The following is a 24,836-nucleotide window of genomic DNA, read 5'->3' on the forward strand; positions in this document are numbered from 1 at the left end:
GGCCCACCGGAGGCCACGCGCACCGCATCTCTCGGGCCGCCGGTCAGCCCGGCGCGCCGAGCCGAACCGGCCGGGCGTTCACCGGAACCCGCACGATGCGGTACGGCGGGATGCGCTGGTCGACGCCGCCGTTGAACAGCGGAGTGCGCGGGAGCTGGTTCACGCTCACGTACAGGTAGCCGTCGGCCGCCAGCGCCAGCGTGTCCGGCCACAGCACGTCGGGGCCGTGCAGCACCGTGGACCACGCGCCGTCCGCCGTCCGCTTCAGCACGGCGCTGTGCTCATACGCGGTGACGTATAGGCCGCCCTCCGTGTCGGACTCCATCCCGTCCGACGCGCCCTTGTCGCCGTGGTCCACGATCGTGGCGGCCACGGCCTCGTCGTCCAGCGAGCGGTCGGTCAGCGCCGCGGTGTCCACGCTGTACAGCCGGCGCCCCGACAGCGGACAGTAGTACAGGCGCACCCCGTCGTGGCCGATGGCGATACCGTCCGCGCCGACCACGTAGTTCTCCCGGACCACACCCTGGACCACGGCGCGGAAGCCTTCCGTCGCCGTCGTCGAGACGTGACCCCGCAGGCGCGACCAGCTCTCGCCGGTGGCGAGGTCCACCACGATCAGGGCCCCGTGGGGCTGCGAGTCCGTGATGTAGGCGTAGCCGCCCCTGCCCCGGGACAGGTCGAACCGGACGTCGTTGAGGTAGGTGGTGGACGTCACCGCGGCCGGGTCGAGCCGCACCGTACGGACGACCTCGTCGGTGGCCAGGTCGATCTCCACCAGCTTGGGTCCCTCCTCGACCCACGGCGAGAAGGCGAGGCTGCCGGTGTCGAGCAGCCACAAGTGCCCGGCCGGGTCAACGATCACGCTCTGGACCGACACCAGGCGGTCCGGATCGTCCTCCGGCGCCCACGTGTTGGACTCCAGGTCCGGGTAGGCCACGGCTTTCCCGTCGACGACCTCGGCGACGGTCCAGGGGACATCGTCCCCCCACCGGGGGAACGAGACGAAGACCCGGCCGGAATCGCTCACCGTGACACCGGTAGGCATCAGGTCCTCGAATTCCGCAACGATTTCGTAGGCCGGGGCCGTCCAACTGCCCAGGGGCGCGGGTCCGGTCGCACCGGAGCCGTCGTGAGAATTCATGATCCATCCCTTCTGTGAATCCCATGGATATCCCATGGATTCCTGGCGAAGCGGAACAATGGATCACACGCTAATCAGACGGACCGCGCCCCGGATGCCTGTCTCCGCCAGATCCTTGCCCATCCCTGCACGATGCCGTGACAAGTCGTCCGACCAGGGTGCGGCCGGCCGGTCACGTGGTGGAGACAGTCATTCTACCGATGCAGGGCCGGAGGTAATTCCCGCACGGTGGATACGTCAGCCACAGGCAAGAGAAAGGTGCGAGGAATGACCGGGACCGAAAAACCGCGTGCTCTCCTGGTTCTCACCAGCCACGGCGACCTGGGCTCCACCGGGGAACCGACCGGCTACACCGTCGCCGAGGCCGCCGACCCGTGGGTCGTCTTCGGGGACGCGGGCTGGCAGGTCGACGTGGCCACGATCGCGGGCGGCCGGCCGCCGGAGGACGGCTCCAGCGGCTACTCGGTGAACGAGGCCGCCTGGCATGCGAGTCCGCAGGTGGCCGAGCTGCTGGACCACGCCCCGGCGATCGGCGCCGTCGACGCGGGGGAGTACCACGTGGTCTACCTCGTCGGCGGACACGGCACGATGTGGGACTTCCCCGACAACACCCCCTTGGAGCGCGTGATACGGGAGGTCTACGAGCACGGCGGTGTCGTCGCGGCCGTCTGCCACGGCCCCGCGGCGCTGACGACCGCACGGCTCGGCAACGGCCACCTCCTCGTGGAGGGCAAGAACATCGCGGCCTTCACCGACGACGAGGAGCGGGCCATCGGACGGGACCGCATCGTCCCGTTCCTGTTGCAGTCGCGGCTGGAGGCGGACGGCGCCAAGCACACCTCGGCCCCGGAGCTCTGGGCGCCGCACGTCGTCACCGACGGCCGGCTCGTGACCGGGCAGAACCCCGCGAGCGCGGCGGGTGTGGCGCGCTCCGCGATCGCCGCGTCGAACCGGTAGTCCGTACGGCCGCGCGGCCCGCACCCGAAACCGGGCGGGCCCGCGCGGCACCGGCCCGTCCGCCCCCGGAGGAGTACGAACCGTGGTTCAGGATCTGTTCGTGAGCGGGATTCCCTACGCGGAGAAGGCCCTGCGCACGATCCTGGTGTACATGCTGGTGCTGGTGCTCCTCCGCGTCGCGGGCAAGCGGGAGCTCGCCCAGCTCAACACCTTCGACCTGGTGGTCACGCTGCTGCTGTCCAACGTGGTGCAGAACGCGATCATCGGGTCGGACGTGTCGGTGTCCGGCGCGGCGTTCGGTGCCGCCGTGCTCGTCGGGGTCAATGCCGTCGTCGTCCGGCTGACGGCCAGATACGAGCGGATCAGCAAGCTGCTGGAGGGGACGGCCACGGTGCTGGCGCGGAACGGGCGCTGGCTGCCGGCCGCCAACGGTTGGCACGGCATGCGCCCGGAGGACCTCGAGGTGGCCATTCGCCGGCAGGGCGGTGACGGTGTGGCCGACACCGCCCTGGTCACCCTGGAACCCGGCGGCACCCTGGTGGTCAGCCTGAACCGCAAGGACCAGGCGGCCGACAAGTCCGACATCCATGCCCTGCAGGAGGCGATCGCCGAACTGCGGCGGGCCCTGGCCGTTTCCGACGAGACGTGAATCCTTCGGCGCGAGCGCCGGACGGCACCGGGGCCGGATCACCGCAGGGCGTCCAGCGCGTCCCGCAGCGCGGCCCTGGACCTGATGCCCAGCTTGGGGAAGATCTGGTAGAGATGCGCGCCGACCGTACGGTGGGAGAGGAACAGGCGTGCGGCGATCTGCTTGTTGGTCATGCCGGAGGCGGCGAGCTGCGCGATCTCCTGTTCCTGCGGGGTGAGGTTCCCTGCCGTCATCTCCTGGCTGCGCGGGCCCGCTCCGCCGGCGGCCCGCAGTTCCTTGGCCGCCCGCTCCTCCCACGGGCGTGCCCCGATCCGGTGAAAAGTGTCGGCGGCGGTCCGCAGCGCCTTGCGGGCCTCCGCGGCGGCCCGGGCCCTGCGCAGCCGCTCCCCGTAGGCCAGTTGCACCCGGGCGGCGTCGAAGGACCAGCGCGCCACGCCGGGGCCGGCCAGCGCTTTTTCGAAGAGCCGCAGCGACTCGTCGTCCGCCCGCGCGCACAGCGCCTCGGCCGCGCCCCAGAGCAGTACCAGACGCGACGAGACCGCCGCCGGATCGGCCGCCCGCAGCGCCTCCACGTGGCGCTGCGCCTCGGCGACGCGGCCGGTGTGCACGGCCGCCTCGACCAGGTCCATCGCGATCCACAGCGCGTGCGGGCGGTAGGGCGCCAGCTCCCCGGCCGGGCTGACCCTTTCGGCGTGGTGGAAGGCGCTGTCGAAGTCGCCCGCGCCCAGGTCCGCCACGATCCGGCTGTGCTCCGCGTAGTCCGCCGCGGCCTGCACGCCGCGGGGAAGTGCCCAGTGGGTCATGTGGTCGGCCAGCGTGTGGCAGGTGTCGGTGTCACCGCGCGCTCCCGCGATGACGGCCAGAGGGTATTCGTAGTACCAGCGGAAGAATTTGTACCCCGAGGTGTCGCACAGTGCGGCGCCCTCCTGGGCGAGCGCGATCGCCTCGTCCCACCGGCCGGTGGTCCAGTCCTCCATGCACAGATGCACCAGCCCGCCCAGGTGGTGGCGCACCGGGCCGCCGTCGCGGCCTTGGCGGACCACCCGCCAGGAGGCCTCCCGCAGGTCGCCCAGGCGGTCGGCGTACACCGCGGCCGTCCCCGCTCGGATGATCAGCGCGGGATCGGTCTCGTCGCGGACCCGCTCCAGCGCGGCCTCCATCCGCGGACGGCCCTGCGCGGCGGTCCGGGCCGGGTCCCCGATGGTCAGCGCGGTGGCCGCCAGCGGGTCCGGCACGTCCGGGCGCAGGCGCCGCATGGCCTCGTGGAAGAGCCGCCACAGGTCCTCGCGGCCGCTGTAGAAGCACAGCAGCGCCAGCAGGTGCAGGGCGTCGACGAGCGCGCCGTCACCGGAGTCGTGGCGGTGGTCGCCGGACTCGATGGCGCCCACCAGCAGCCGGTGGGCGGTCTCCACGGTGCCGTCCCGGTTGAGGACCAGCATGACCGCGGCCGCCGCCGCACGCAGCGAGCCGCCCAGCAGCGGGTCGGCCCGCCGGGCGTCCTCCAGCAGCTCGGAGGCGACCGACAGCGCGCCGGCCGCGTCCGCCCCGATGTACGCGGCTTCGGCCAGGCGCCTCGCCCGGTCCGGACCGCCGGGGCTGAGGTGGGCGGCACGGGCCAGCGCGGTGACCGCGCTCACGGCGTCACCGCGTCGCATCACGTGGTGCGCGGCCCGCTCCAGCAGGGCAGCCACCCGCTCGTCGGGTGCGACCGTCGCCTCGGCGAGGTGCCAGGCCTGTCGCTCGGGCCGGCGGGCCAGGACATCGGCCAGGGCGCTGTGCGCCGCCCGCCGGCTGCCGCTGGTGGTGGCGGCGACCACGCCGGAGCGGATCAGGGGATGCCGGAAGAGGATCCTGCCCGCCCCCTCGTCGACCTCGATCAGGCCCTCGCGCTCCGCCGGGGCGAGGTCGGCCAGGTCGATCGCGGTGTCCAGGCGGCGTGCGGCGTACAGCACCGTGGCGAGGTCGCCGCTTCCCTCCAGGGTCGCCAGCAGCAGCAGGTTCAGCGACGACGAGGGCAGGCTGGACACCCGGCGGACGAAGAGGTCCTGCAGACGGACGCCCAGGGGAAGGACGGGGGGCAGCTCCTCATGGGCTGCGCGCTGGGAGCTGCGCAGCGCCGCGGGCAGTTCCAGCAACGCCAGCGGATTGCCGCCCGCCGACTGGAGCAACCGGACGCGGACCCGCCGGCTCAGGTCGGGGAACCGTTCGGTCAGCAGGGCGTCGGCGGCCTCGTCGGGCAGCGGAGGCAGTTCGTACACCGGCAGGGCACTGCGGTTGGGTCCGGCGGGGAACGACCGGGCCGCGACCAGCAGGCTGACCGCGCTGCCGCCGATCCGACGCGCGACGAAGCCCAGGACCGCCTGGCTCGCCTTGTCCAGCCAGGCGAAGTCGTCCATGACCACCAGCAGCGGCGCCCTCGCCGCCGCCTTCTGCAGCAGGATCAGGGTGGCGTTGCAGACCAGCAGCCGGTCCGGCGGGTCCCCGGCGCCGAGGCCGAGGGCCACCCGCAGGGCCTCCCGGTGGGTGTCGTCGAGTTCGCCGAAGGTGTCGCGCAGCGGATAGAGCATCTGGTGCAGCCCCGCGTACGAGATGTCCGCCTCGAATTCCGCGCCGGCTCCCCGCACCACCCGGGTGCCCGTCGCCTCGCGGCCGTCGGCCACGGCACCGAGCAGGGCGCTCTTCCCCGCACCCGCCTCGCCCGAGACGACCAGCGCATTGCCTTCGCGACCGCCCACCAAGGCGGTGATGCGCTCGATGTCGGCGTCCCTGCCGACGAGCGGACCATGCCGTCCGGAGAGGTTCTCCTCGTACCGCATCGCACCACATCCCAAGCGTGTGCCGACGGCGGTTCGCGAGTACCGGGCCCTGCTTCAGCAGGTCCTGCCTCGGCTTCCCGGACCGCGGCTCCGGGGGAGCCGGAGGGCCGGGACCCGTCGCGTGGGCGGGACGTGTCCGTCCGCTCGCGGCAGGGGGAGGCGGTGCTCGTGCACCAACGCCGTAGATCTGTGAATACGCTGCGAGCGTAGGCATCGTGCGATGCCGGGGTCTTGCTCTGTTCCGCACGCTTGTTGCCTGATCGTGTCGGGCTTCCGCGCGGGGGCTGGACAGCCGGCCGGGCGGCCGGGGGAGCCTCAGCGATCACGAAGAAGCCGCCGCGCGGCTGTTCCCCGTGGCACGCATGTGCCCCGAGTCGGATGTTAGTCTCATTCACCAGCAATGTTAATCCCATTAACTCGGCTCTTCGCCTTGAGGGTGCCATGGAGACTTTCACCGAGGTTCTCGACCGTCTCGCCGGCGGCCGTTACGTCAGCCTGACCACCTATCGCAAGGACGGCCGGCCGGTGCCCACTCCCGTGGGCTTCGCCGTCGACGCGGGAGAACTGCTGCTCCTGACGCCCGCCGACACCGGCAAGGTCAAGCGCATCCGCAACAACAGCCGGGTGGTCATCGCCCCGTGCGACAGCGCGGGCCGCGTCCCGAACGGCGCCCCCTCGGCCGAGGGCACCGCCAGTCTCCTCACCGGGCCGGACGCGGCGCGGGCGCACCGCCTGCTCGCCCGGAAGTACTTCCCGCTGCGGGTGATCCACCTCTTCGACCGGATCGTGCGCCGCCGCCGTGTGCTGGTGGGGATCGCCGTCCGCGATCAGGCCGCCGTCCGGCCGCAGGCCGGACCCGCGCCCGAGGGACCCGCGCCCAAGAGCCGTTAGCCGGTCGGCACGCCGTCAGGCGGTCGGCCGGTCCATGGCGCCGGCCACGATGTCGCGCGCCGTGCGGGCCGACCGGGCCTCAGTGGCGGCCAGGGTGTCCGGCGTAGTCCCGAACATGTTCTGGCGGTGGAGGAGGGCCAGTCCGTGGGCGGCGGCGGCGATACGGATCAGCAGGTCGAAGGCCGCCTCCTCGCTCGGGGCGAGCCGTCGGGTGATGGGCATGAGCGCGTCGAACAGGGCCTGCCCCGCTTCCGTCAGTTCGGGGTGGCTGGACTTGTCGACGTCCGCGCAGAAGGCCACGTCGAACAGGGCCGCCTCCTCGGCGGCGAACCGGACATAGGCGGCGGCGAATGCGGCGATCCGCTCCGCCGGGTCCTCGCTCGCCGCCGTCGCCGCGGTGAAACGCCGGTGCTGCTCGCGGAAACTGCGGGCCGCCAGGGAGGCGAGCAGGGCGTCGCGGTCGGCGAAGTGCTTGTAGGGCGCGGCCACGCTCACGCCCGCCCGCCGGCTGGTCTCGACCATGGTGAATCCCCGCGGGCCACGCTCCGCGACCAGGGCGAGCGCTGCCTCTTCCAGTTCTCTGCGCAGGTCTCCGTGGTGGTAGCGACCCGACTTGACATGTGACGGCATGCTCCTAAGGTTAGTGGCATTCACAATGTAAATGCCACTAACTTTGACTGAGGTCGGCAGCTGTTGGCGCAGCTCCGGCGGCAAGTCCCCCGGGCCACCCCTGTCTCCATCGCACGTACGAAACCGTTTCGTACGTCACTCACCGTGTCTGGAGCCTGCTCCATGTCCACCCCGTCCACCTCCTCCGTTTCCCGAGCGGCACCGCAGCCCGCCGAGCCCACCGGGCGCGCCGACCACCGCTGGCAGATCCTGGTGGTCATCGCCCTCGCCCAGCTCATGGTGGTGCTCGACGCGACCGTGGTGAACATCGCTCTGCCTTCCGCGCAGAAGGCACTGGGCTTCAGCGACGGCAACCGCCAGTGGATTGTCACGGCCTACTCGCTCGCCTTCGGCTCCCTGCTGTTGCTCGGCGGCCGGCTCGCCGACCTGATCGGGCGCCGGCTCGTCTTCCTGATCGGCGTGGCCGGTTTCGCCGGGGCCTCCGCGCTGGCCGGCGCCGCAGGCAACTTCGAGGTGCTGGTCACCGGCCGCGCCCTGCAGGGACTGTTCGGCGCGCTGCTCGCCCCCGCCGCCCTGTCCCTGCTCAACACCACGTTCACCGATCCCAAGGAACGGGGCACCGCCTTCGGCGTCTTCGGCGCGATCGGCGGCGCGGGCGGCGGCGTCGGACTCCTGCTGGGCGGCCTGCTCACCGAACACTTCAGCTGGCGATGGACCCTGTACGTGAACCTGGTGTTCGCCGCCCTCGCCTTCGCCGGCGCCCTGGTGTTCCTGCGCAAGGGCGCCCCCACAGAGCGGCCCCGGCTGGATCTGCCGGGAACCCTGCTCGTCACCGCCGGCCTCTTCGGCCTGGTCTACGGCTTCTCCAACGCCGAGACCCACCACTGGGGCTCGCCGATGACCTGGGGATTCCTCGCCGGGGCCGGTGTACTGCTGGTGGCATTCGTCGCGTGGCAGACCCGGGCCGCGCATCCGCTGCTCCCGTTGCGGGTCCTCCTCGACCGGGACAGGGGCGCGTCGTTCACCGTCCTGGCCATCTCCGGTGCCGGCATCTTCGGTGTGTTTCTCTTCCTGACCTACTACCTGCAGTTGTCGCTGCACTACAGCCCGGTGCGCACCGGTCTGGCCTTCCTGCCGATGATCGGGGCCATGATCGTGACGGCGCAGCTCGCCACGACGAACCTGCTTCCCCGCTTCGGTCCGCGTCCCGTCGTCCCGGCCGGCATGGCGCTGTCCGCCGCGGCGATGGCCTGGCTGACCGCGCTCGGCCTGCACAGCTCCTACGCGGCCGACGTGCTGCCGCCGCTGCTCCTGCTGGGTGCCGGGATCGGGATCGCCCTGCCGCCCGCGATGGCCGTGGCCACGTCCGGCGTGGCTGAGCAGGACGCGGGCGTCGCCTCCGCGGCCGTCAACACCATGCAGCAGGTCGGCGGTTCGGTCGGCACGGCGCTGCTCAACACACTCGCCGCATCGGCGGCGACCCGTTACCTGGCCGGCCGCGGGGCCGGCGCGGAGGTCCTCGCCCGGTCCCAGCTCCACGGATACGACACCGCCTACTGGTGGGCGGCCGGGTTCTTCGTGGCCGGCGTGCTCCTCGCGGTGGCCCTGCACCGCAGCGGCGCTCCCCGCCCGTCCGAGGAGGGTGTGATGCACGTACACATGTGAGCCGGGCACCTTCCGGGCCGGAAGGTCTGTCCGGGGGCACTGCGGAGCCGACCACCGGCTCCGCAGTGCCCCCGGACATCTCCCGACGTGGCGCTGATCTGCGAACTCGCCGGTAGCCGAGTAGCGTGTCGGTGTGCTGCGGGTATGACGGGGCGGCCCGGAAAGTGAGCGCGCCAGTGACTTTGCACGATCCAAACGGTTTCGCGACCGAACGGCAGGCCGTGCCGTACGGGTTCGACATCGGACGCGTCCGGCCGGCAGACCGCCATGAGATGATCCGCGAACTCGCGCGCCTGCGCGAAGGGCGCGTCGAAGTGATGATGGAGCCCGATCCGAACCGGATCCAGGGCGTCTTCTCCGACTTCTCCTACGGCCCCGTCGGCATCAGCAGCGGCGGCTGGGGAGCGATGACCGTGCGGCGGGATCGGGACGGGACCGAGGAGAACGTCGAACGTTACGCCGTCGCCGGACTGCAGATATCCGGTCGCACGACGATCGAGCAGGCCGGCCGGCAGGCCGTGATGAAGCCGGGCGACTTCTGCGTGTACGACAACCTCCGTCCGTACGCCGTCGCCAACTCCGGGTTTGTCGAGCTGGTGACCGTCCGGGTGCCGGTGCGCATGCTCGCTGTGCCGTCGCCCACCCTGGAGCGGGTGAGCGCCCGCCGTATCGGCGCGGGCCATCCCGTGGCGGACGCGGCGGCCGGGTACTTCGCCCGGCTGGCGCAAGCCGGGCGGACGGGCGAGGCCGGCGCAGGGGCGGACCTGCTGGCCCAACCATGCGTCGAACTGCTGCGAGCCCTGGTGACGATCGGCGCGGGCGCGGCGGACCTGGCCGCGGACGCGCTCGACGTCACGCTCCAGGACAGGCTGCTGGCGTACATGCGGCTGCACCTGGGGGACACCGACCTGACCGCGGCCCGGCTCGCGGCCGAGCACCACATCTCCGAGCGCCAGCTCTACCGGATCCTGTCCCGGGCCGGGGTGTCCCTGGGGGAGTGGATACGTGCCCAGCGGCTGGAGCAGTGCCGCCGCGAACTGGCCTCGGCCCGCGGTGACCGCGCCACGATCGCGTCCATCGCCAGCCGCTGGGGCTTCGTCAGCGCTCCCCACTTCAGCCGCGCCTTCAAAAGCGCCTACGGCATGTCCCCGCGCCAGTGGCGCGACCTGAGCCGCACCTCGCGGACGCAGACCCAGGCGTGATCGCCGGACACCCTGACGGTGAGCGGCTTCCGCCACTGGGGACCGGGCAGCAGTGACACGGCCTGGCCGAGGCCGTCAGCAGCCGGTCCCGTACGGCCGGCGCCTCCTCCACATGCTTCAGGCCAATCGCGTGCTGCGTCAAAGTGACCTTTGAACGATTCACGCTGATGCTCGTTGCGTGCGCAATCTCTGTACATCACCGAACCGCGCTTGTAGCCTGCTGCCCGTTGCACCTATTGAATCGTTCAAATGCTTCGTCAAGTGATCGATCAGGAGCCGCACATGCCCGAGCACATGCCCGACAGATCGGCCGGGGCCGAGCCCGGCGTTCCCGCACCGCAGCGCCGTACCGTCCTGAAAGCCGCGCTCGCCGCCGCCGGGGTCACCGTGGGCGCCGCGGCTCCCGCCGCCGCCTCGGCCCAGCCCGCCGAGCCGACCGGGGCGGCCGCAAGCGCCGGCGCGTCCCAGGAAGCCGCCCACGAAGCCGCGCCGTCCTGGCAGTCCTACGTCCAGGGTCCGTCCGGCCGCACCGTCCGGCCGACCGGGATCGTCCGCAGCAGCGGCGACGTCACCCGCGCCGATGCCCTGCTGCGGCCGGGCGGCGGCACCACCGTGCTGAAGCGGCCCGAGCCCGCGGACCCGCCGCGCTGGCCGGAGGGCACCACGGCCGCCGCGTCCTCCTCGCACGCGCCGAACAACGGCAACGACGGCCGCCCGCGCACCTACGACGCGTCCAACGCCATCGACGGCGACACCGACACGTTCTGGAACGACGACACCATCGCCGCCTATCCGGACACCCTCACGATCACCACGGCCGCGCCCGTCACCCTGCCCGGCATCACGCTGCTGTCCAACCCCGACGGCTTCCCCACCGACTTCACCGTCGAGACCTGGGACGGCGCCGCCTGGAGCACCGCCGCCACCGTCACCGGCAACGACCGGGTCCGCCGTGCGGTGCCCTTCGCCGCGCCGGTGGCCACGACGCGGGTGCGGATCACCGTCACCGCCGACCAGGACACCCCCAAGGGCGACTTCACCCGCGTCAACGAGGTCTACCCCGGTGTCCTCGCCGACGACGAGATACCGCGCGTGGTCGTGGACTTCGGCAAGGTCGTGGTCGGCTACCCGCACCTGCGCTTCGCCTCGGCCTCCGACAACAGCCCTGGAATCCGGCTGGCGTTCTCCGAGACGCTCCAATTCCTCACCGACCGCAGCGACTTCACCCGCTCCGACCAGTCCGGCGTGCCCGCCCAGGGCACCGACCAGATCGCGGTGCCGGCCGGCGGCGCCGACTGGAAGGACGTCAAGGGCTACCAGAGCGGCAGCCAGGTCTACGCCGACGGCCTGCACGGCTTCCGCTACGTGCAGATCAGCCTGGACGCGCTGCCCGCCGACGCCCCCGCCGCCCAGCCGTTCGGCGAAGTCGCCGTCGACTCCGTGTGGTTGGAGTTCACCGGCTACGTCGGCACGCCCGACACCTACCGCGGCTGGTTCCTGAGCTCCGACGACGACCTGAACCGCTACTGGTACGGCGCCGCGTACACCAACGAGCTGGTCACCGACACCTTCAGACCCGACGACATCGACCCGCGCGGCGCCGACTCGCCCACTCTGGACGGCCGGCTGGTGCTGCACGACGGAGCCAAGCGCGACCGCGACCCGTACGTCGGCGACCTCGCCGTCTCCGCGCGCACCCTCTACCTCACGCACGACGACACCGCGCAGGCCGCCCGCAACGTGCTGGCCGACCTCGCGGAGCACCAGCGCGCCGACGGCTGGATCCCCCCGGCGTCGATCAACAACTACACGCTCCCGCTCTTCGACTACCCGCTGTGGTGGGTCACCTGCAGTTGGGACTACGTGCTCTACACCGGCGACCGCGGCTACGCGACCCGCTACTACCCGCAGCTGGTGAAGGTCCTCGACGGCTGGTACCCCTCGGTCACCGACGCCGACGGCCTGCTCAGCAAGGGACTGAACAACACCGGCGGTTACGGCGACTACGCCTTCCTCGGCCGCACCGGCCGCGTCACCTACTACAACGTGCTGTACGTGCAGGCGCTGCGCGACGCCGCCGCGCTCGCGGCATTCCTCGGCCACGCCGACGACGCGGCGCGGTGGACCACGCGGGCCGGCACGGTGGCCGACGCCGTCAACGCCCACCTGTGGGACGCCGACGCGGGCGCGTACCTGGACTCGGCGACCGGCGCGGTCCGGCACGCGCAGGACGGCAACTCCCTGGCCGTCGTCGCGGGCGTCGCCGAGGCCGAACGGGCCGCCGCCGCGCTCGCCCACCTGGACGCCACGACCGTCCGTCCGTACGGCAACGCCTTCATGGACAACGACACGATCTTCGGCGGCGCCTCGCAGCGCGTCTACGCCTTCACCTCCTACCCCGAACTGCTCGCGCGGTTCGAGGCCGGCCGCGCCGACTCCGCGCTCGACCAGATCCGCCGCACCTACGGCTGGATGGACCGCAACGACCCGGGCACCACCCACTGGGAGGGCATCGGCCCGGACGGCTCCTTGTACGAGGGCGCGTACACGAGCATGGCCCACGGCTGGTCGACGGGCGTCCTGCCCGCGCTCACCAACGAGTTGCTCGGCGTGCTGCCGACCGCGCCCGGCTTCGCCTCCTGGTCGGTGCGCCCGCACCCCGGGTCAATCGCCTGGGCGCGCGGCCAGGTCCCCACCCCGCACGGCCCGTTGACCGCCCACTGGCAGCACCCGGCGGCAGGCGTGTTCACCCTCGCGGTCCGCGCGCCGCACGGCACCCGCGGCGAGGTCGCCGTACCCACCGACGGCCGCGCCGTCACCGTCACCGTCGACGGCCGCCGCGCCTGGTCCGGCGGCAGGCCGGCCGCGTACGGCGCGACGCTCCAGGACGGGGGCGGCCGGATCCTGCTGAACGGCCTCGGCCCCGGCGCCCACACCGTCACCGTCCGGCCCGAGGGGCGGTGAGGGCGATGGCGCCGAGATCCCTGGCGGTGCTCACGGCCGTCGCGGCGCTGACCGGGGCGGGACTCGCCACGCCCGCCACCGCCCGTGCCGATGCGCATCCGGGCACCACCGGGCCGCTCGCCCCGACCGGGCTGCGCGTGGACGGGCAGGCCGCAGGCGCGCTGGTCGGCGACGCCCGGCCGTCGTTCGCCTGGACGGTACGCGACACCGGCCGGGCCGAGGCGCAGACCGCGTACCAGATCAAGGTCATCCCGCGCGGGAGCGGTGCCGAGGACCGCGCGGCGGAGGGCTGGAACTCGGGCCGGGTGCGGTCCGCGAACTCGACCGACACCGCCTACGCGGGCCCCGCGCTGCTCGGCGACCACACGTACACCTGGTCGGTGCGGACCTGGAACCGCCAGGGCCAGGCGTCGCCGTGGTCGGCGCCCGCTACCTTCGACACCGGGCTGTTCGCGGCCACCGACTGGTCGGCCGCCTCCTGGCTGCGCGTGAACGACGGCGCCTACGTTCGCGGCGACTTCGAGGTGAGCAAGCCGGTGGCGCGCGCCCGGCTGTACTTCGGCGCTCAGGGCATCGCCGAACCCCACCTGAACGGCGCCCGGGTGGCACCGAACGAGGTCCTCGACTCCTCCGTCACCGACTACGGCAGCCGCGTGCTCTACCGCGACCTTGACGTCACCGCGCTGCTCCGCCAGGGCCGTGACACCCTCGGATTCATGGCGGGCAAGGGCCAGTTCAGCGGCCAACCGGTGTTCGCCGCCCAACTCGACATCACGTACACCGATGGCAGCACCACCGCGTTCGGCACCTCGCCGTCGTGGCGGACCGCGCCGGGCCCGGTCACCGGCGACGACTTCTGGTACGGGGAGACGTACGACGCCCGCAAGGCCGTCGCGGGTTGGGACACCGCCGGCTTCGACGCGAGCGGCTGGGCGCCGGTGCACGCGCTGTTCCCGGTCGCGCACGACAAGAGCCTCGCGCAGGGCAGGCCGGTCACCGCGCTGGACACCACGACCACCGCCGGCTGGTCGCCCGCCGCGCTCACCGACGGCATCGACGGCTCCGTCGACGCCTCCGAGGGCTACCACTCGGGCATCGAGTCCCACCCCGACGCCCTCAAGTGGGTGCAGACCGACCTCGGTTCGGACCAGCGGCTGAGCAGCATCCGCCTGTTCCCGGCCCGGCCGACGAACGACACCGGCGGCGACTTCCCCGGTGCCGGATTCCCGGTGCGGTACAAGGTCCAGGTCAGCGACGATCCGACGTTCGCGCAGGCCACCACGGTCGTCGACCGAACCGACGCCGACCAGCCGAACCCCGGTACGACACCGGTCGACATCCCCGCCCCCGTCACCGCCCGCTACATCCGCGTCACCGCCACCGAGTTGCGCTGCATCGGCAGCAGCTGCACCTTCCGGCTGGCCGAACTCGGCGCGTACGGCGGCACTCCGCCGGTCGTCCTCGACGCCATGACCGATCTGCAGGCCGACGTCACGCCGCCCACCCGCATCACGCAGACGATCCAGCCGGTCAAGGAGACCCGCCCGGCGCCCGGCGTGCGCGTCTACGACTTCGGGCAGAACCGCACCGGCTGGGCCGTCCTCACCGCCGCACAGCCCGCCGGCACCCGCGTCACCGTCACCCAGGGCGAGATCCTCGACGCCAAGAACCAGGTGACCACGTCCAACATCAGCTTCTCGGCCTCCGACCCGCCGCGGCAGACCGAGCACTACACCTTCGCCGGAGGCGGCGCCGCCGAGACGTACGCCCCGCACTTCGGCTACGCCGGCTTCCGCTACGCGCAGGTGACGGGCCTGCCCGACGACGCCGAGGCGACGGTGACCGCGCAGACCGTGCACACCGACGTACCCGTCACCGGGCAGTTCAGCACCTCCAACGCGCTGCTGAACACGATCCAGGCAGGCGTCGCGCAGACCCAGCTCAACGCCCTTCAGTCGATCCCGGTCGACTGCCCGACCCGCGAACGGCACGGCTGGCTCGGCGACGCGGGCGACTCCGACCAGGAGGCGATGAGCAACTACGACATGCAGGCGTTCTACGACAAGTGGCTCGGTGACGTCGCCACCAGCGCCAACGCCGACGGCAGCCTGCCCTCGGTGGCGCCCGCCAACGGCAGCACGGGCTGGGCCACCGACCCCGCGTGGGGCACCGCCTACCCGCAGATCATCTGGGACTCCTACGTCCGCTACGGCGCCGCAGCGCCGATCACGGCCAACTACGCCCACGTCAAGGCGTGGGTGGACTACCTGGCCACCATTAGCGACGCCGACCACGTCGTGGTCCGCGCCCCCACGTCCTGGGGCGAGGACTGGCTGTCCACGGTGAGCACCCCGCACGGCTACTTCCAGACCGGGTTCTCCTACCTCGACGCCACGCTGCTCACCAAGATGGCCGGGGTCCTCGGCAGGAGCGCCGACGCCGCCCACTACGGCGCGCTCGCCGAGCAGATCAAGGCCGGCTTCCTGAAGCGCTACTTCGACGCCGGCACCGGCGTCTTCGGCAACGGCTCGCAGCTGTCCTACGCCATGCCGCTCGTCCTGGACCTGGTCCCCGCGGGCCACGAACAGGCCACGCTGGACCGGCTGATCCAGGACATCACGGCCCACGACGACCACGTCACCACCGGATTCGTCGGCACCACCTTCGTCTTCCAGGCACTGGGCGCCTACGGCCGCGACGATGTCGCGCTGGCCCTGGCCGAGCGCGAGGACGCCCCGAGCTTCGGGTACATGGTCGACCAGGGGCCCGGCACGATCTGGGAGAAGTGGTCCAACTCCTCGTCCCCGGACGGCACGTCGTCCAAGGACCACATCGGTCTGGGCGGCTCGATCGGCCAGTGGTTCTACGAGCAGCTGGCCGGCATCCGCACCGACGACAGCGGCCCGGGGTACCAGGGCCTCACCCTGGCGCCGAACGTGGTCGGCGACCTGACGCACGTCTCGGCGACGCAGCAGACCGTCCGCGGCACGGTGGAGAGCTCCTGGCAGCGCGACGGCAGCACCCTGACGTACCACATCGTTGTGCCGGTCGGCGCGACCGCGACCGTCAAGGTGCCTTTGCTGGGCGGCAGTTCGTCCACCATCCGCGAAGGCGACCGCACCCTCTACACCGGCGGACGCCCCGACCAGTCCGACCCGGGCCTGTCCGCGGGCGAGTTGAGCGCCTCCGCGCTGACGCTGACCGCGGGCTCCGGCGACTACACCTTCACCGTCACGGCGCCGGCCACCCCGGTCACCCACCTCTCGGTGACGGCCGCCGACCCCGCGCCCGTCACCGCCGGCGCGGCCACCGACGTCAAGGTGCTGGTCGGGGCATCGGCCACCGGCTCCGGCTCCGGCTCCGGCTCCGGCTCCGGCTCCGTGACGGTGGGCGCGCAGGTGCCCGCCGGCTGGACCGCGACCGCCACCCCGGCGACCATCCCGTTGACCCCGGCGCCGACAGCCACCCTCGCGACAGTACGGCTCGCCGTGCCGGCGGGAACGGCGGGCGGGATCCACACGGTGCCGGTGACCGTGCGCGCTCCGGACGGCACCACCGGCACCGGCTCCGTACGGGTCCTGGTCCTCGGCGACTGGCCCGCGGGCACCACCGCGACGGCCTCGTCCTCGCACGCCCCGAACGTCGTGGACGGCGCCACCCGCACCTACGACCCGGGCAACGCCATCGACGGGAACAGCGCCACCTTCTGGAACGACAACACCGACAACGCCTATCCGGACACCCTCACGGTCAGCAGCCCGACCCCGGTCACGCTCGACGGCGTCGGACTCGTCTCCCACCCCGACGGTGTGATCACCGACTTCACCGTCCAGACCTGGGACGGCACGCAGTGGACCACCCGCGCGACGGTGTCCGGCAGCACGGCCGTCTTCCAGCGCGTGGCGTTCGGTGACCCCGTGACGACGACCCAGGTGCGGGTCGTGGTGACGGGAGCGCAGAACACCTTCTCGCGCATCGCCGAACTCGCCCCCTGAGGCCGGTTGCTCGGACCCGGGCCCGCTTCCGCCTCGACCCCCGCACCCTCGAGCAGGACGACGTCGAGGGTGCGGGGGCCCTGGCCGCCCCGATGAGCCGGAGAAATGGATCAACGACCGGGATCTATGCGATGTGACATTGCACTGTTAGCCTTTCGGCACCTTCACTCGAGGAGCCGTGGCATGACCAACCCTGCGAAGCCCTGGCGCGGCGTCCACGTCGCCAGCGCCCTGCCGTTCAACGACGATCTGTCCGTCGACTACGACGCCTTCGCCGAGCATGTGCGCTTCCTGGCGGCCGGCGGTTGCGACGGTGTGGTGCCCAACGGTTCGCTGGGCGAGTACCAGACGCTGACCGCGGAGGAGCGGGCGCGGGTGGTCGAGACGGCTGTTCAGGCAGCGCCGGACGGATTCGGCGTGATGCCCGGTGTGGCCGCGTACGGATCACTGGAGGCGCGCCGCTGGGCCGAGCAGGCCGCCGCCGCCGGAGCCGGCTCGCTGCTGCTGCTGCCGCCCAACGCCTACCGCGCGGAGCGGGGAGCGGTCGTGGCGCACTACCGGGCGGTCGCCGAGGTGGGGTTGCCGGTCGTGGCGTACAACAACCCGATCGACACCAAGGTCGACCTCGTCCCCGAGCTTTTGGCCGAGCTCTTCGACGAGGGCCTGATCGTCGCCGTCAAGGAGTTCACCGGCGACGTCCGCAGGGCCTACCGGATCGCCGAGCTGGCCCCCGGCCTGGACATCCTTGTCGGCGCCGACGATGTGCTGCTCGAACTGGGCATGGCCGGCGCGGTCGGCTGGATCGCCGGCTACCCGAACATGATCCCGGAGAGCACCGTCGAGCTCTTCCGGCTGGCCACCTCCGGCGACCCCGCCGACCTCGCCAAGGCGCTGCCGGTGTACCGCGACCTGCACCCGCTGCTGCGCTGGGACTCCAGGACCGAGTTCGTACAGGCGATCAAGCTGTCGATGGACATCGCCGGCCTCGAGGGCGGTGCCTGCCGCCCGCCGCGCCTGTCGCTGTCGCCCGAGCAGACCGACCGGATCACCGCCGAGACCGAGGCCGTACTCGCCAAGGGCTACAAGTGAGGTCCCGGCGTACCTTCCATGCCGTCGACTCGCACACCGAGGGCATGCCGACCCGGGTGGTCGTCGGTGGCGTGGGCGTGATCCCCGGCGTGACCATGGCCGAGCGAAGGCTGTGGTTCATGGAGCACAGCGACGACGTCCGCACGCTTCTGATGTACGAGCCGCGTGGCCACGGCGCGATGAGCGGGGCGATCCTGCAGCCGCCGACCCGCCCCGACGCCGACTACGGGGTGCTGTTCATCGAGGTGTCCGGCCTGCTGCCGATGTGCGGCCACGGCACGATCGGGGTGGCCACGGTCCTGGTGGAGACCGGCATGGTGCCGGTCACCGAGCCGGTGACCACGATCCGGCTCGACACTCCCGCCGGACTCGTCGTCGCCTCCGTGTCGGTCGAGGACGGCGCCGCCACGTCCGTCACCATCGAGAACGTACCGTCCTTCGCGTACGCGCTGGACGCGAAGGTGGAGGTGCCCGGCTACGGCGAGGTGGGGTACGACCTGGCGTTCGGCGGCAACTTCTACGCCATCGTGGATCTCGCCGACCTGGGGCTCCCGTTCGACCGGTCCAGGTCGGCCGATCTGCTCGCCGCCGGGCTGGCCGTGATGGACGCGGTGAACGGTACGGCCCGGCCGGTCCATCCCGAGCGCGACGACATCTCCGGCTGCCATCACGTCTACCTCAAGGCTCCCGGTTCCACCGCCGAACTGTCCCGGCACGCCATGGCCATCCACCCCGGGTGGTTCGACCGCTCCCCGTGCGGCACCGGCACCAGCGCCCGCATGGCCCAACTGCACGCCCGCGGTGAACTGGGCATCGGCAAGGACTTCGTGAACGAGTCCTTCATCGGTACCCGCTTCACCGGACGCCTCCTCGGGGAGACCGCCGTCGGGCCGTATCCCGCGGTGCTGCCCTCGATCACCGGCCGGGCCTGGGTGACCGGCACCTCGCAGTTCCACCTCGACCCGACCGACCCGTTTCCCGCGGGATTCCTGCTGTGAACGCACTGTCCGTGAACGCACTGTCCACCCCGAACCTGCAGCATCTGGGCCAGCGGGAGACGCTGCGCGACCGGGTGAGGGAGGCGTTGCGGGCCGCCATCATCTCCGGCGAGCTGGAGCCCGGCGTCGTCTACTCCGCGCCCACGCTCGGCGCGCGTTTCGGTGTCTCGCCCACGCCCGTCCGGGAGGCGATGCTGGACCTGGTCAAAGAGGGCCTGGTCGTCGCCCAGCCGAACAAGGGCTTCCGTATCACCGAGGTCTCCGAGCAGGACCTCGACAACCTGGCCGCGGTACGCCTGCTCATCGAGCCGCCGACCGTACGCACCTGCGTGCCGGTGATTCCCGAGGCGGACTTTCCGGCCCTGCGGGAACTGGCGCAGGCCATCGTCGACGCCGTCGAACGCGGTGACCTGGTCGGCTACATCAGGGCCGACCACGTCTTCCACCTGACCGTGCTGGGCTACAGCGACAACCGGCACCTGGTGGACGTCGTCTCCGACCTGCGCAACCAGACCCGGCTGCTGGGCCTGTCCCCGCTGCTGCACAGCGGCCGGCTGGGCCACTCGGCCGCCGAGCACCACGCCCTCATGGACCTGATCGAGGCCCGCGACGCGGCGGCCGCCGAGGAACTGATGCGCCGTCATATCGCCCACGTACGGGGGCTGTGGGCCGGCGGCACCGAGGACGCCCCGTGACGGCGGGCCCGGCGGGCGCGGATCTGGTGGTCGTCGGGGCCGGCGTGGTGGGCGCGGCCTGCGCGTACTTCGCGTCGCTGGCCGGATTGCGGGTGATCGTCGTGGAACGCGGCGCGATCGCCTCGGGCACGTCCAGCGCGGGGGAGGGCAACCTGCTGGTCTCCGACAAGGAGGCCGGCCCCGAACTCGACCTCGCGCTCTACTCGCAGCGGACCTGGCGCGAGGACCTGGCCGAGCACGCCGGCCGGTGGGAGTTCGAGGCCAAGGGCGGTCTGGTCGTCGCCGCGACCGAGGGGAGCCTTGCCTCGCTGCGGGACCTCAACGTCCAGCAGCGCGCCGCTGGTGTCGAGGTCCATGATGTCGGGCACGCCGAACTGCCCGACTACGAGCCGCACGTGTCACGGGACCTGCGCGGGGCCGCCTACTACCCGCAGGACGCGCAGGTGCAGCCGATGCTCGCGGTGGCCCATCTGCTGCGCCTGGCCCGGGACATGGGTGCGCGGGTGAGCACCCGTACCGAGGTCAGTGGCCTGCTGCGCAGTGGCGACCGCGTCACAGGCGTGCGCACCACCACGGGCGACATCCGCGCCGGCGCGGTCCTCAACGCGGCGGGCACCTGGGCGGGGGAGGTGGCGGACCTGGCCGGCGTGCCGGTCCCGGTCCGCCCCCGGCGGGGATTCGTCCTGGTCACCGAGCCCATGCCGCCCCGCACCATCCGGCACAAGGTGTACGCCGCCGAGTACGTGGGCGACGTGGCCAGCTCCGACGCCGCCCTGCAGACCTCGCCCGTGGTCGAGGGCACGGACAGCGGCACCATCCTCATCGGCGCGTCGCGCGAGCGCGTCGGCTTCGACCGTACGGTGTCCGTTCCGGCCATCAGCACCCTCGCGGCCAAGGCCGTCGCGCTGTTCCCGATGCTGCGCCAGGTGCGCCTGATGCGTACGTACCACGGCTTTCGCCCCTACTGCCCCGACCACCTCCCGGTGATCGGCCCCGACCCGCGCGCGCCCGGCCTGTGGCACGCCTGCGGCCACGAGGGCGCCGGCATCGGCCTGGCCGCCGGGACCGGCAAGCTGATCGCCCAGGGCCTGGCGGGCAAGCGGCCGGACCTCGACCTGGCGCCGTTCGCCCCCGACCGTTTCTCCGACCCGCACCAGGGCGCCGAGGAGGTTTCCCCGTGACGTACCGGATGACCTTCCGCGGCGCCGAGGTCCCCGCCGAGCCCGGTCAGAGCGTCGCCGCGGCCCTCGTCGCCGCCGGAATCCCCGACTGGCGTACCACCCGCAAGCAGGGGCGGCCGCGCGGGCTCTTCTGCGGGATCGGCGTCTGCTTCGACTGCCTCATCACCATCGACGGCGCGCGTGCCGAGCGCGCCTGCCTGGTCCCGGCGGCCGACGGCATGCGCCTGGGCGACGCCTTGGAATCCGGCGACGACGACCGTGACGGCGCAGGGACGCACGCGAAGGAGGACGGCGATGCCGCGGACGCATGACGTGGCCGTGGTCGGCGCCGGTCCCGCCGGACTCGCCGCCGCCGTCGAGGCGGCCGACGCGGGGCTGGACGTAGCCCTCGTCGACGCCGCCGCACAGCCCGGCGGCCAGTTCTGGCGGCACTACGACGAGAACCGGGCCCGCCCGGAGGACCGCCACGGCCACCACGGCTGGCCGGCCTTCACCGCTTTGCGCGACCGCCTGTACGCCCTGCGCACCGCCGGGCGCATCCACTGTCTGCCCGGCCGCCAGGTGTGGCTCGCCACCCGTGACGACGGCGGGACGTTCACCCTCCGGGTCACCCCCACCGTGCCGACCCCGGGGACAACCGGCGGCCGCGAACCCGTCGTGGCCCGCGCGCTGATCCTGTGCCCCGGAGGGTACGACCGCCAACTGCCCGTTCCCGGCTGGGATTTGCCCGGCGTCATGGCCGCCGGAGGAGTGCAGGCACTGCTCAAGGGACAGCGCACCCTCGCCGGCCGGCGCGCCGTCGTCGCCGGGACCGGGCCGTTCCTGCTTCCGGTCGCCACCGGGCTCGCCCGCGCCGGCGCACAGGTCGCGGCCGTCGTCGAGGCCAACGCCACGCTCGGCTGGCTGCGTGACCCGGTCGGCGCCGTGTCCGCCCCCGGCAAGGGAGTCGAGGCCGCGCAGTACGCCGCCACGCTGGCGCGCCACCGCATCCCGTACCGTACGAGGACCGTCGTCCGCGCCGTCCTCGGCGACGGCCGGGTCGAGGCGGTACGAACGGTGAAGACGGACCGCGAGGGCCGGCCGGCCGGACCCGAACGGGAGATCGCCGCCGACCTGGTGGCCCTCGGCTGGGGCTTCACGCCCTCACTCGAACTCCCGCTCATGCTCGGCGCCACCACCCGGCAGGACATCGACGGCTCCCTGGTCGTGGCGGTCGACGAACTCCAGCGCAGCAGCATCGACGGTGTGTACGTCGCCGGTGAGGCCACCGGCGTGGGCGGCGCCGCCCTGTCCGTCAGCGAGGGCCGGCTCAGCGCCCTCGCCCTGGCCGTCTCGCTCGGCTCCCTGCCCGGCGGGGCCGCCGAGATCCGGCGCACCCAGGCCCGGATCCGGCGAGGACGACGGTTCGCCCACGCCATGCACCGCGCCTATCCGGTCCCGGCCGCCTGGCCGCAATGGCTCCTGGACTCCACCGTGGTGTGCCGTTGCGAAGAGGTCACCTACGGAGAGTTGCGGCACGCCGTGGACGACCTCGGCGCGACCGACGCGCGCACCCTGAAAATGCTGGCCAGGCCGGGTATGGGCTGGTGCCAGGGCCGGATCTGCGGCTACGCGACCGCAGGCATCGCCGCCTGCCCGAGCGGCCGCCGGCCCACCGCGGACGACCTGCGCCCACTCTCCGGCCGCACCCCCGCCGTCCCGGTTCCGCTCGGCGAACTGGCCGCCCTGGCCGAGGGCGGAGCGGCCGACCGGGCCGGCGGGGACTCCCGGACCGGCGAGGAAGCCGTGAACAGAGACGGCGAATGACGATTTACCAGCCACCGCCGGGCCGGCTCCAACAGAACACGTTTTGGCGTGGACGACTGGAGCACTAGGCCCGCTCGGCGGCGTCCTGCGCCCCGAGGTAGCGGCGCAGGGCATGGCCCGCCTGGCGGACGTGGAGGCGGATGTGCTGCTCCGCGGCGCGGGGGTCTCCGGTGCGGATCGCCTCGAGAATGGCCTCGTGCTCGTCGAGGGCGACCGGCAGTCGGCCGGGGGCCTGGGCGGAGAGGCGGTTGCCCAGGCGTACCTGGGCGATGAGGTTCTCGGCGATGGGGATGAGCCGTCGGCTGCCCGAGCCCTCCCAGATGAGGCGATGGAACGCCAGGTCCAGCTCCCCGTAGGAATGCAGGTTGCCGGCCTCGATGGCCTTGCGCTGCCTGACCAGCAGCCGGCTGAGCTGGACGGCCATCCGCGCGTGGTCGGGTGCCACGGCCGCCCGGCGCGCGGCGATTCCGTCGAGCGCCTCCCGGAGCTCGTACAGCTCCAGCAGGTCGTCGGTGCCGGTCTCGGGGACGAAGTAGCCGCGGTGCGGGACGGCGATGAGGAAGCCCTGGCGTTCGAGTGCGGCCAGGGCGGCCTTGATGGGGGTCGGGCTGAGCCCGAGCTGTTCGCTGAGGGGACGCACGGTGACGCGGGAGCCCGGCGCGAGGGAGCCGTCGAGGATGGCACCCCGCACATGGTCGTAGGCAGCGTTCAGCAGGGTGCGGCGCGGGACGGTCATGGTCGCCGGGTTCCCCCCTTTCTCCCGTGACGATGGTACCGATCGCGCCGCTGCCCCGAAGGCGATCGGCGCGGCCGGACACCTCAGTGAAGCCTCCGCTCGTACCAGCGGGACAGCATCGTCAGGGGCAGGCAGATCACGAAGTAGACGGCGAGTACGGCCCCGAGGATGGGTACGGCATGGGAGGAGCCGCCGGAGAGGGTGAGGCGTTCGATCGAGCGTTGCGATGCCTCGAGGATGTCGAGCAGTCCGATGACGGCGGCCAGTGACGTCTGCTGGATGAGGTTGACGACCAGTCCGATCAGCGGGGGGAGTGCTCGCCGCGCGGCCTGGGGCAGCAGGACGTACCGCATGCGTCCGGTCCAGGAGAAGCCCAGCGCCGCGGCGGCCTCGGCCTGCCCGCGGGGCACCGACTGCACGGCCCCGCGGACGACTTCGGCCACGTTGGCACTGCCCCACAGGGACAGTCCGATGACGGCGGCGCCGAAGGTGTCCACCCGCAGTCCGATGATGGGCAGCACGAAGAAGATGAAGTACAGGATGATGATGATCGGCAGGCCCCGCCAGATCTCGACGTAGACCCGGGCCGGCGCCCGCACCGCTCTGCTGGGCAGGGTGAGTACGGAGCCGACCAGTGTTCCGGCCAGGAGGCTGGCGGCGACGCAGGCGAGCGCCAGCAGGGCCGTTTCGCGCAGGCCGGTGGCGAGGTAGCTCGCCACCGGCCCGACCCATGGGGCCATCAATGTCCTCCGGGTATCGCGTAGTGACGTTCGACGGCCCCGGCGCCCAGGGACATGAGCCAGACCAGCCCCAGGTAGATGACGCCGATGGCAAGGAACATCTCGAAGACCCGGAAGCTGACGGCGACGATGTTGACGGCGGTGTCGGTGAGTTCGGGGTAGCTGATGGCGACCATGAACGACGAGTTCTTGAAGACGGAGATGAGGATGTTGGTGACCGACGGCAGGGCGATGCGGGCGCCGAGCGGGAGGGTGACGTGCCGGAAGGCGGCCGGGCGGGAGAAGCCGAGGGCCCGGCAGGCTTCGACGTAGCCGCCTTCGACGGCTTCGAAGCCGGCGCGGAAGTTCTCCACGTTGTAGGCACCGCCCCACAGAAGCAGGGACAGCCAGCCGACGGTGAAACCCTCGAATTGCAGCCCGATGTCGGGCAGCGCGAAGTACAGGAAGAAGATCTGCACGAGGAGCGGGGTGTTGCGGAACACCTCGACGTAGACGGTGATCAGGTGCCGGGCCACCGGTATGCGCAGCGAGCTGATCGCGCCGAGCAGGACCCCGACGAGCAGGGCGCCGGCCATGCCGATGCTGCTGATGGCCAGCGTTCGCAGCAGGCCGGAGCCGAGCTCGCCGAGGTGGTGGGCGATGAAGCCCGGTTCGAAGTGGTAGCCGGCGGCGTCGGGCATG

Annotated in this window: 19 protein-coding genes; 13 read left to right on the forward strand and 6 right to left on the reverse strand. The window is 72.2% G+C overall.

Annotated features, from left to right (window positions below; genetic code table 11):
* Positions 1-43: 43 nt before the first annotated feature.
* Positions 44-1,141, reverse strand: coding sequence for an L-dopachrome tautomerase-related protein (locus tag ITX44_RS05905; RefSeq protein WP_205355965.1), 1,098 nt, complete (start codon positions 1,139-1,141; stop codon positions 44-46).
* 267 nt (positions 1,142-1,408) lie between these two features.
* Between ITX44_RS05905 and ITX44_RS05910 the strand changes: the two genes are divergently transcribed.
* Together ITX44_RS05910 and ITX44_RS05915 are read left to right on the forward strand one after the other, a co-directional pair.
* A complete protein-coding gene (locus ITX44_RS05910) occupies positions 1,409-2,098 on the forward strand; it encodes a type 1 glutamine amidotransferase domain-containing protein (RefSeq protein WP_205355966.1) in 690 nt (229 codons plus the stop codon).
* Between the two features lie 82 nt (positions 2,099-2,180).
* Positions 2,181-2,747, forward strand: a complete 567-nt coding sequence (locus ITX44_RS05915) for a DUF421 domain-containing protein (RefSeq protein ID WP_205355967.1) — start codon at positions 2,181-2,183, stop codon at positions 2,745-2,747.
* A gap of 38 nt (positions 2,748-2,785) precedes the next feature.
* Here ITX44_RS05915 and ITX44_RS05920 read toward each other — a convergent pair whose 3' ends face one another.
* A complete protein-coding gene (locus tag ITX44_RS05920; protein WP_205355968.1) occupies positions 2,786-5,563 on the reverse strand; it encodes a helix-turn-helix transcriptional regulator in 2,778 nt (925 codons plus the stop codon).
* 441 nt (positions 5,564-6,004) lie between these two features.
* On the opposite strand from ITX44_RS05920, the gene ITX44_RS05925 reads away from it, so the two are divergent.
* Positions 6,005-6,454: a PPOX class F420-dependent oxidoreductase gene (locus ITX44_RS05925; RefSeq protein ID WP_205355969.1), complete on the forward strand. Its 450-nt coding sequence runs from the start codon at positions 6,005-6,007 to the stop codon at positions 6,452-6,454.
* 15 nt (positions 6,455-6,469) lie between these two features.
* On the opposite strand, the gene ITX44_RS05930 is transcribed toward ITX44_RS05925, so the two are convergent.
* Positions 6,470-7,084 carry a TetR/AcrR family transcriptional regulator gene (locus tag ITX44_RS05930; RefSeq protein WP_205355970.1) on the reverse strand — a complete coding sequence of 205 codons (615 nt, stop codon included), beginning with the start codon at positions 7,082-7,084 and terminating at the stop codon, positions 6,470-6,472.
* A gap of 162 nt (positions 7,085-7,246) precedes the next feature.
* Between ITX44_RS05930 and ITX44_RS05935 the strand changes: the two genes are divergently transcribed.
* The 10 genes from ITX44_RS05935 (at position 7,247) to ITX44_RS42550 (ending at position 22,679) form a co-directional block, all read left to right on the forward strand.
* Positions 7,247-8,749, forward strand: a complete 1,503-nt coding sequence (locus tag ITX44_RS05935) for an MFS transporter (RefSeq protein ID WP_205355971.1) — start codon at positions 7,247-7,249, stop codon at positions 8,747-8,749.
* 272 nt (positions 8,750-9,021) lie between these two features.
* On the forward strand, positions 9,022-9,951 hold the full coding sequence (locus ITX44_RS05940; RefSeq protein WP_205355972.1) for a helix-turn-helix domain-containing protein: 930 nt from the start codon (positions 9,022-9,024) through the stop codon (positions 9,949-9,951).
* A 282-nt stretch (positions 9,952-10,233) separates the two neighbouring features.
* Positions 10,234-12,915, forward strand: a complete 2,682-nt coding sequence (locus ITX44_RS05945) for an alpha-L-rhamnosidase-related protein (RefSeq protein ID WP_236060142.1) — start codon at positions 10,234-10,236, stop codon at positions 12,913-12,915.
* Between the two features lie 5 nt (positions 12,916-12,920).
* Positions 12,921-16,910, forward strand: coding sequence for a family 78 glycoside hydrolase catalytic domain (locus tag ITX44_RS05950; protein ID WP_205355973.1), 3,990 nt, complete (start codon positions 12,921-12,923; stop codon positions 16,908-16,910).
* Between the two features lie 183 nt (positions 16,911-17,093).
* The gene (locus ITX44_RS05955) at positions 17,094-17,999 is read left to right on the forward strand and encodes a dihydrodipicolinate synthase family protein (RefSeq protein WP_205355974.1); all 906 of its coding nucleotides are present in this window, start codon (positions 17,094-17,096) and stop codon (positions 17,997-17,999) included.
* Positions 17,996-18,997 (forward strand): proline racemase family protein, encoded by a 1,002-nt coding sequence (locus ITX44_RS05960; protein WP_205355975.1) that lies wholly within the window; start codon positions 17,996-17,998, stop codon positions 18,995-18,997. Before ITX44_RS05955 ends, ITX44_RS05960 begins: the two co-directional genes overlap by 4 nt.
* The gene (locus ITX44_RS05965; RefSeq protein ID WP_307795120.1) at positions 18,994-19,692 is read left to right on the forward strand and encodes a GntR family transcriptional regulator; all 699 of its coding nucleotides are present in this window, start codon (positions 18,994-18,996) and stop codon (positions 19,690-19,692) included. Before ITX44_RS05960 ends, ITX44_RS05965 begins: the two co-directional genes overlap by 4 nt.
* Complete coding sequence (locus ITX44_RS05970; RefSeq protein ID WP_205355976.1) at positions 19,689-20,873, forward strand: NAD(P)/FAD-dependent oxidoreductase; 1,185 nt, start codon at positions 19,689-19,691, stop codon at positions 20,871-20,873. Before ITX44_RS05965 ends, ITX44_RS05970 begins: the two co-directional genes overlap by 4 nt.
* On the forward strand, positions 20,870-21,184 hold the full coding sequence (locus ITX44_RS05975; RefSeq protein WP_372440840.1) for a (2Fe-2S)-binding protein: 315 nt from the start codon (positions 20,870-20,872) through the stop codon (positions 21,182-21,184). Before ITX44_RS05970 ends, ITX44_RS05975 begins: the two co-directional genes overlap by 4 nt.
* Positions 21,168-22,679: an FAD/NAD(P)-dependent oxidoreductase gene (locus tag ITX44_RS42550; protein ID WP_205355977.1), complete on the forward strand. Its 1,512-nt coding sequence runs from the start codon at positions 21,168-21,170 to the stop codon at positions 22,677-22,679. The genes ITX44_RS05975 and ITX44_RS42550 overlap by 17 nt, the downstream gene beginning before the upstream one ends.
* A gap of 64 nt (positions 22,680-22,743) precedes the next feature.
* On the opposite strand, the gene ITX44_RS05985 is transcribed toward ITX44_RS42550, so the two are convergent.
* The 3 genes from ITX44_RS05985 to ITX44_RS05995 form a co-directional block, all read right to left on the reverse strand.
* Positions 22,744-23,415: a GntR family transcriptional regulator gene (locus ITX44_RS05985; protein WP_205355978.1), complete on the reverse strand. Its 672-nt coding sequence runs from the start codon at positions 23,413-23,415 to the stop codon at positions 22,744-22,746.
* Positions 23,416-23,498: 83 nt separating this feature from the next.
* Positions 23,499-24,155 carry an amino acid ABC transporter permease gene (locus ITX44_RS05990; RefSeq protein ID WP_205355979.1) on the reverse strand — a complete coding sequence of 219 codons (657 nt, stop codon included), beginning with the start codon at positions 24,153-24,155 and terminating at the stop codon, positions 23,499-23,501.
* On the reverse strand, positions 24,155-24,835 hold the full coding sequence (locus tag ITX44_RS05995) for an amino acid ABC transporter permease (RefSeq protein WP_205355980.1): 681 nt from the start codon (positions 24,833-24,835) through the stop codon (positions 24,155-24,157). The genes ITX44_RS05990 and ITX44_RS05995 overlap by 1 nt, the downstream gene beginning before the upstream one ends.
* Between the last annotated feature and the right edge of the window lies 1 nt (position 24,836).

This window comes from Actinacidiphila acididurans (genome assembly GCF_016918855.1).
Taxonomy (GTDB): domain Bacteria; phylum Actinomycetota; class Actinomycetes; order Streptomycetales; family Streptomycetaceae; genus Actinacidiphila; species Actinacidiphila acididurans.

Excerpts from the sequence above, each read along its gene's own strand:
- ITX44_RS05990 (WP_205355979.1), bottom strand. The coding sequence starts at position 24,155 with ATGGCCCCATGGGTCGGGCCGGTGGCGAGCTACCTCGCCACCGGCCTG.
- ITX44_RS05905 (WP_205355965.1), bottom strand. The coding sequence starts at position 1,141 with ATGAATTCTCACGACGGCTCCGGTGCGACCGGACCCGCGCCCCTGGGC.
- ITX44_RS42550 (WP_205355977.1), top strand. The coding sequence starts at position 21,168 with ATGCCGCGGACGCATGACGTGGCCGTGGTCGGCGCCGGTCCCGCCGGA.
- ITX44_RS05940 (WP_205355972.1), top strand. The coding sequence starts at position 9,022 with ATGATCCGCGAACTCGCGCGCCTGCGCGAAGGGCGCGTCGAAGTGATG.
- ITX44_RS05950 (WP_205355973.1), top strand. The coding sequence starts at position 12,921 with ATGGCGCCGAGATCCCTGGCGGTGCTCACGGCCGTCGCGGCGCTGACC.
- ITX44_RS05910 (WP_205355966.1), top strand. The coding sequence starts at position 1,409 with ATGACCGGGACCGAAAAACCGCGTGCTCTCCTGGTTCTCACCAGCCAC.
- ITX44_RS05930 (WP_205355970.1), bottom strand. The coding sequence starts at position 7,084 with ATGCCGTCACATGTCAAGTCGGGTCGCTACCACCACGGAGACCTGCGC.
- ITX44_RS05995 (WP_205355980.1), bottom strand. The coding sequence starts at position 24,835 with ATGCCCGACGCCGCCGGCTACCACTTCGAACCGGGCTTCATCGCCCAC.
- ITX44_RS05955 (WP_205355974.1), top strand. The coding sequence starts at position 17,094 with ATGACCAACCCTGCGAAGCCCTGGCGCGGCGTCCACGTCGCCAGCGCC.
- ITX44_RS05925 (WP_205355969.1), top strand. The coding sequence starts at position 6,005 with ATGGAGACTTTCACCGAGGTTCTCGACCGTCTCGCCGGCGGCCGTTAC.
- ITX44_RS05985 (WP_205355978.1), bottom strand. The coding sequence starts at position 23,415 with ATGACCGTCCCGCGCCGCACCCTGCTGAACGCTGCCTACGACCATGTG.
- ITX44_RS05920 (WP_205355968.1), bottom strand. The coding sequence starts at position 5,563 with ATGCGGTACGAGGAGAACCTCTCCGGACGGCATGGTCCGCTCGTCGGC.
- ITX44_RS05935 (WP_205355971.1), top strand. The coding sequence starts at position 7,247 with ATGTCCACCCCGTCCACCTCCTCCGTTTCCCGAGCGGCACCGCAGCCC.
- ITX44_RS05945 (WP_236060142.1), top strand. The coding sequence starts at position 10,234 with ATGCCCGAGCACATGCCCGACAGATCGGCCGGGGCCGAGCCCGGCGTT.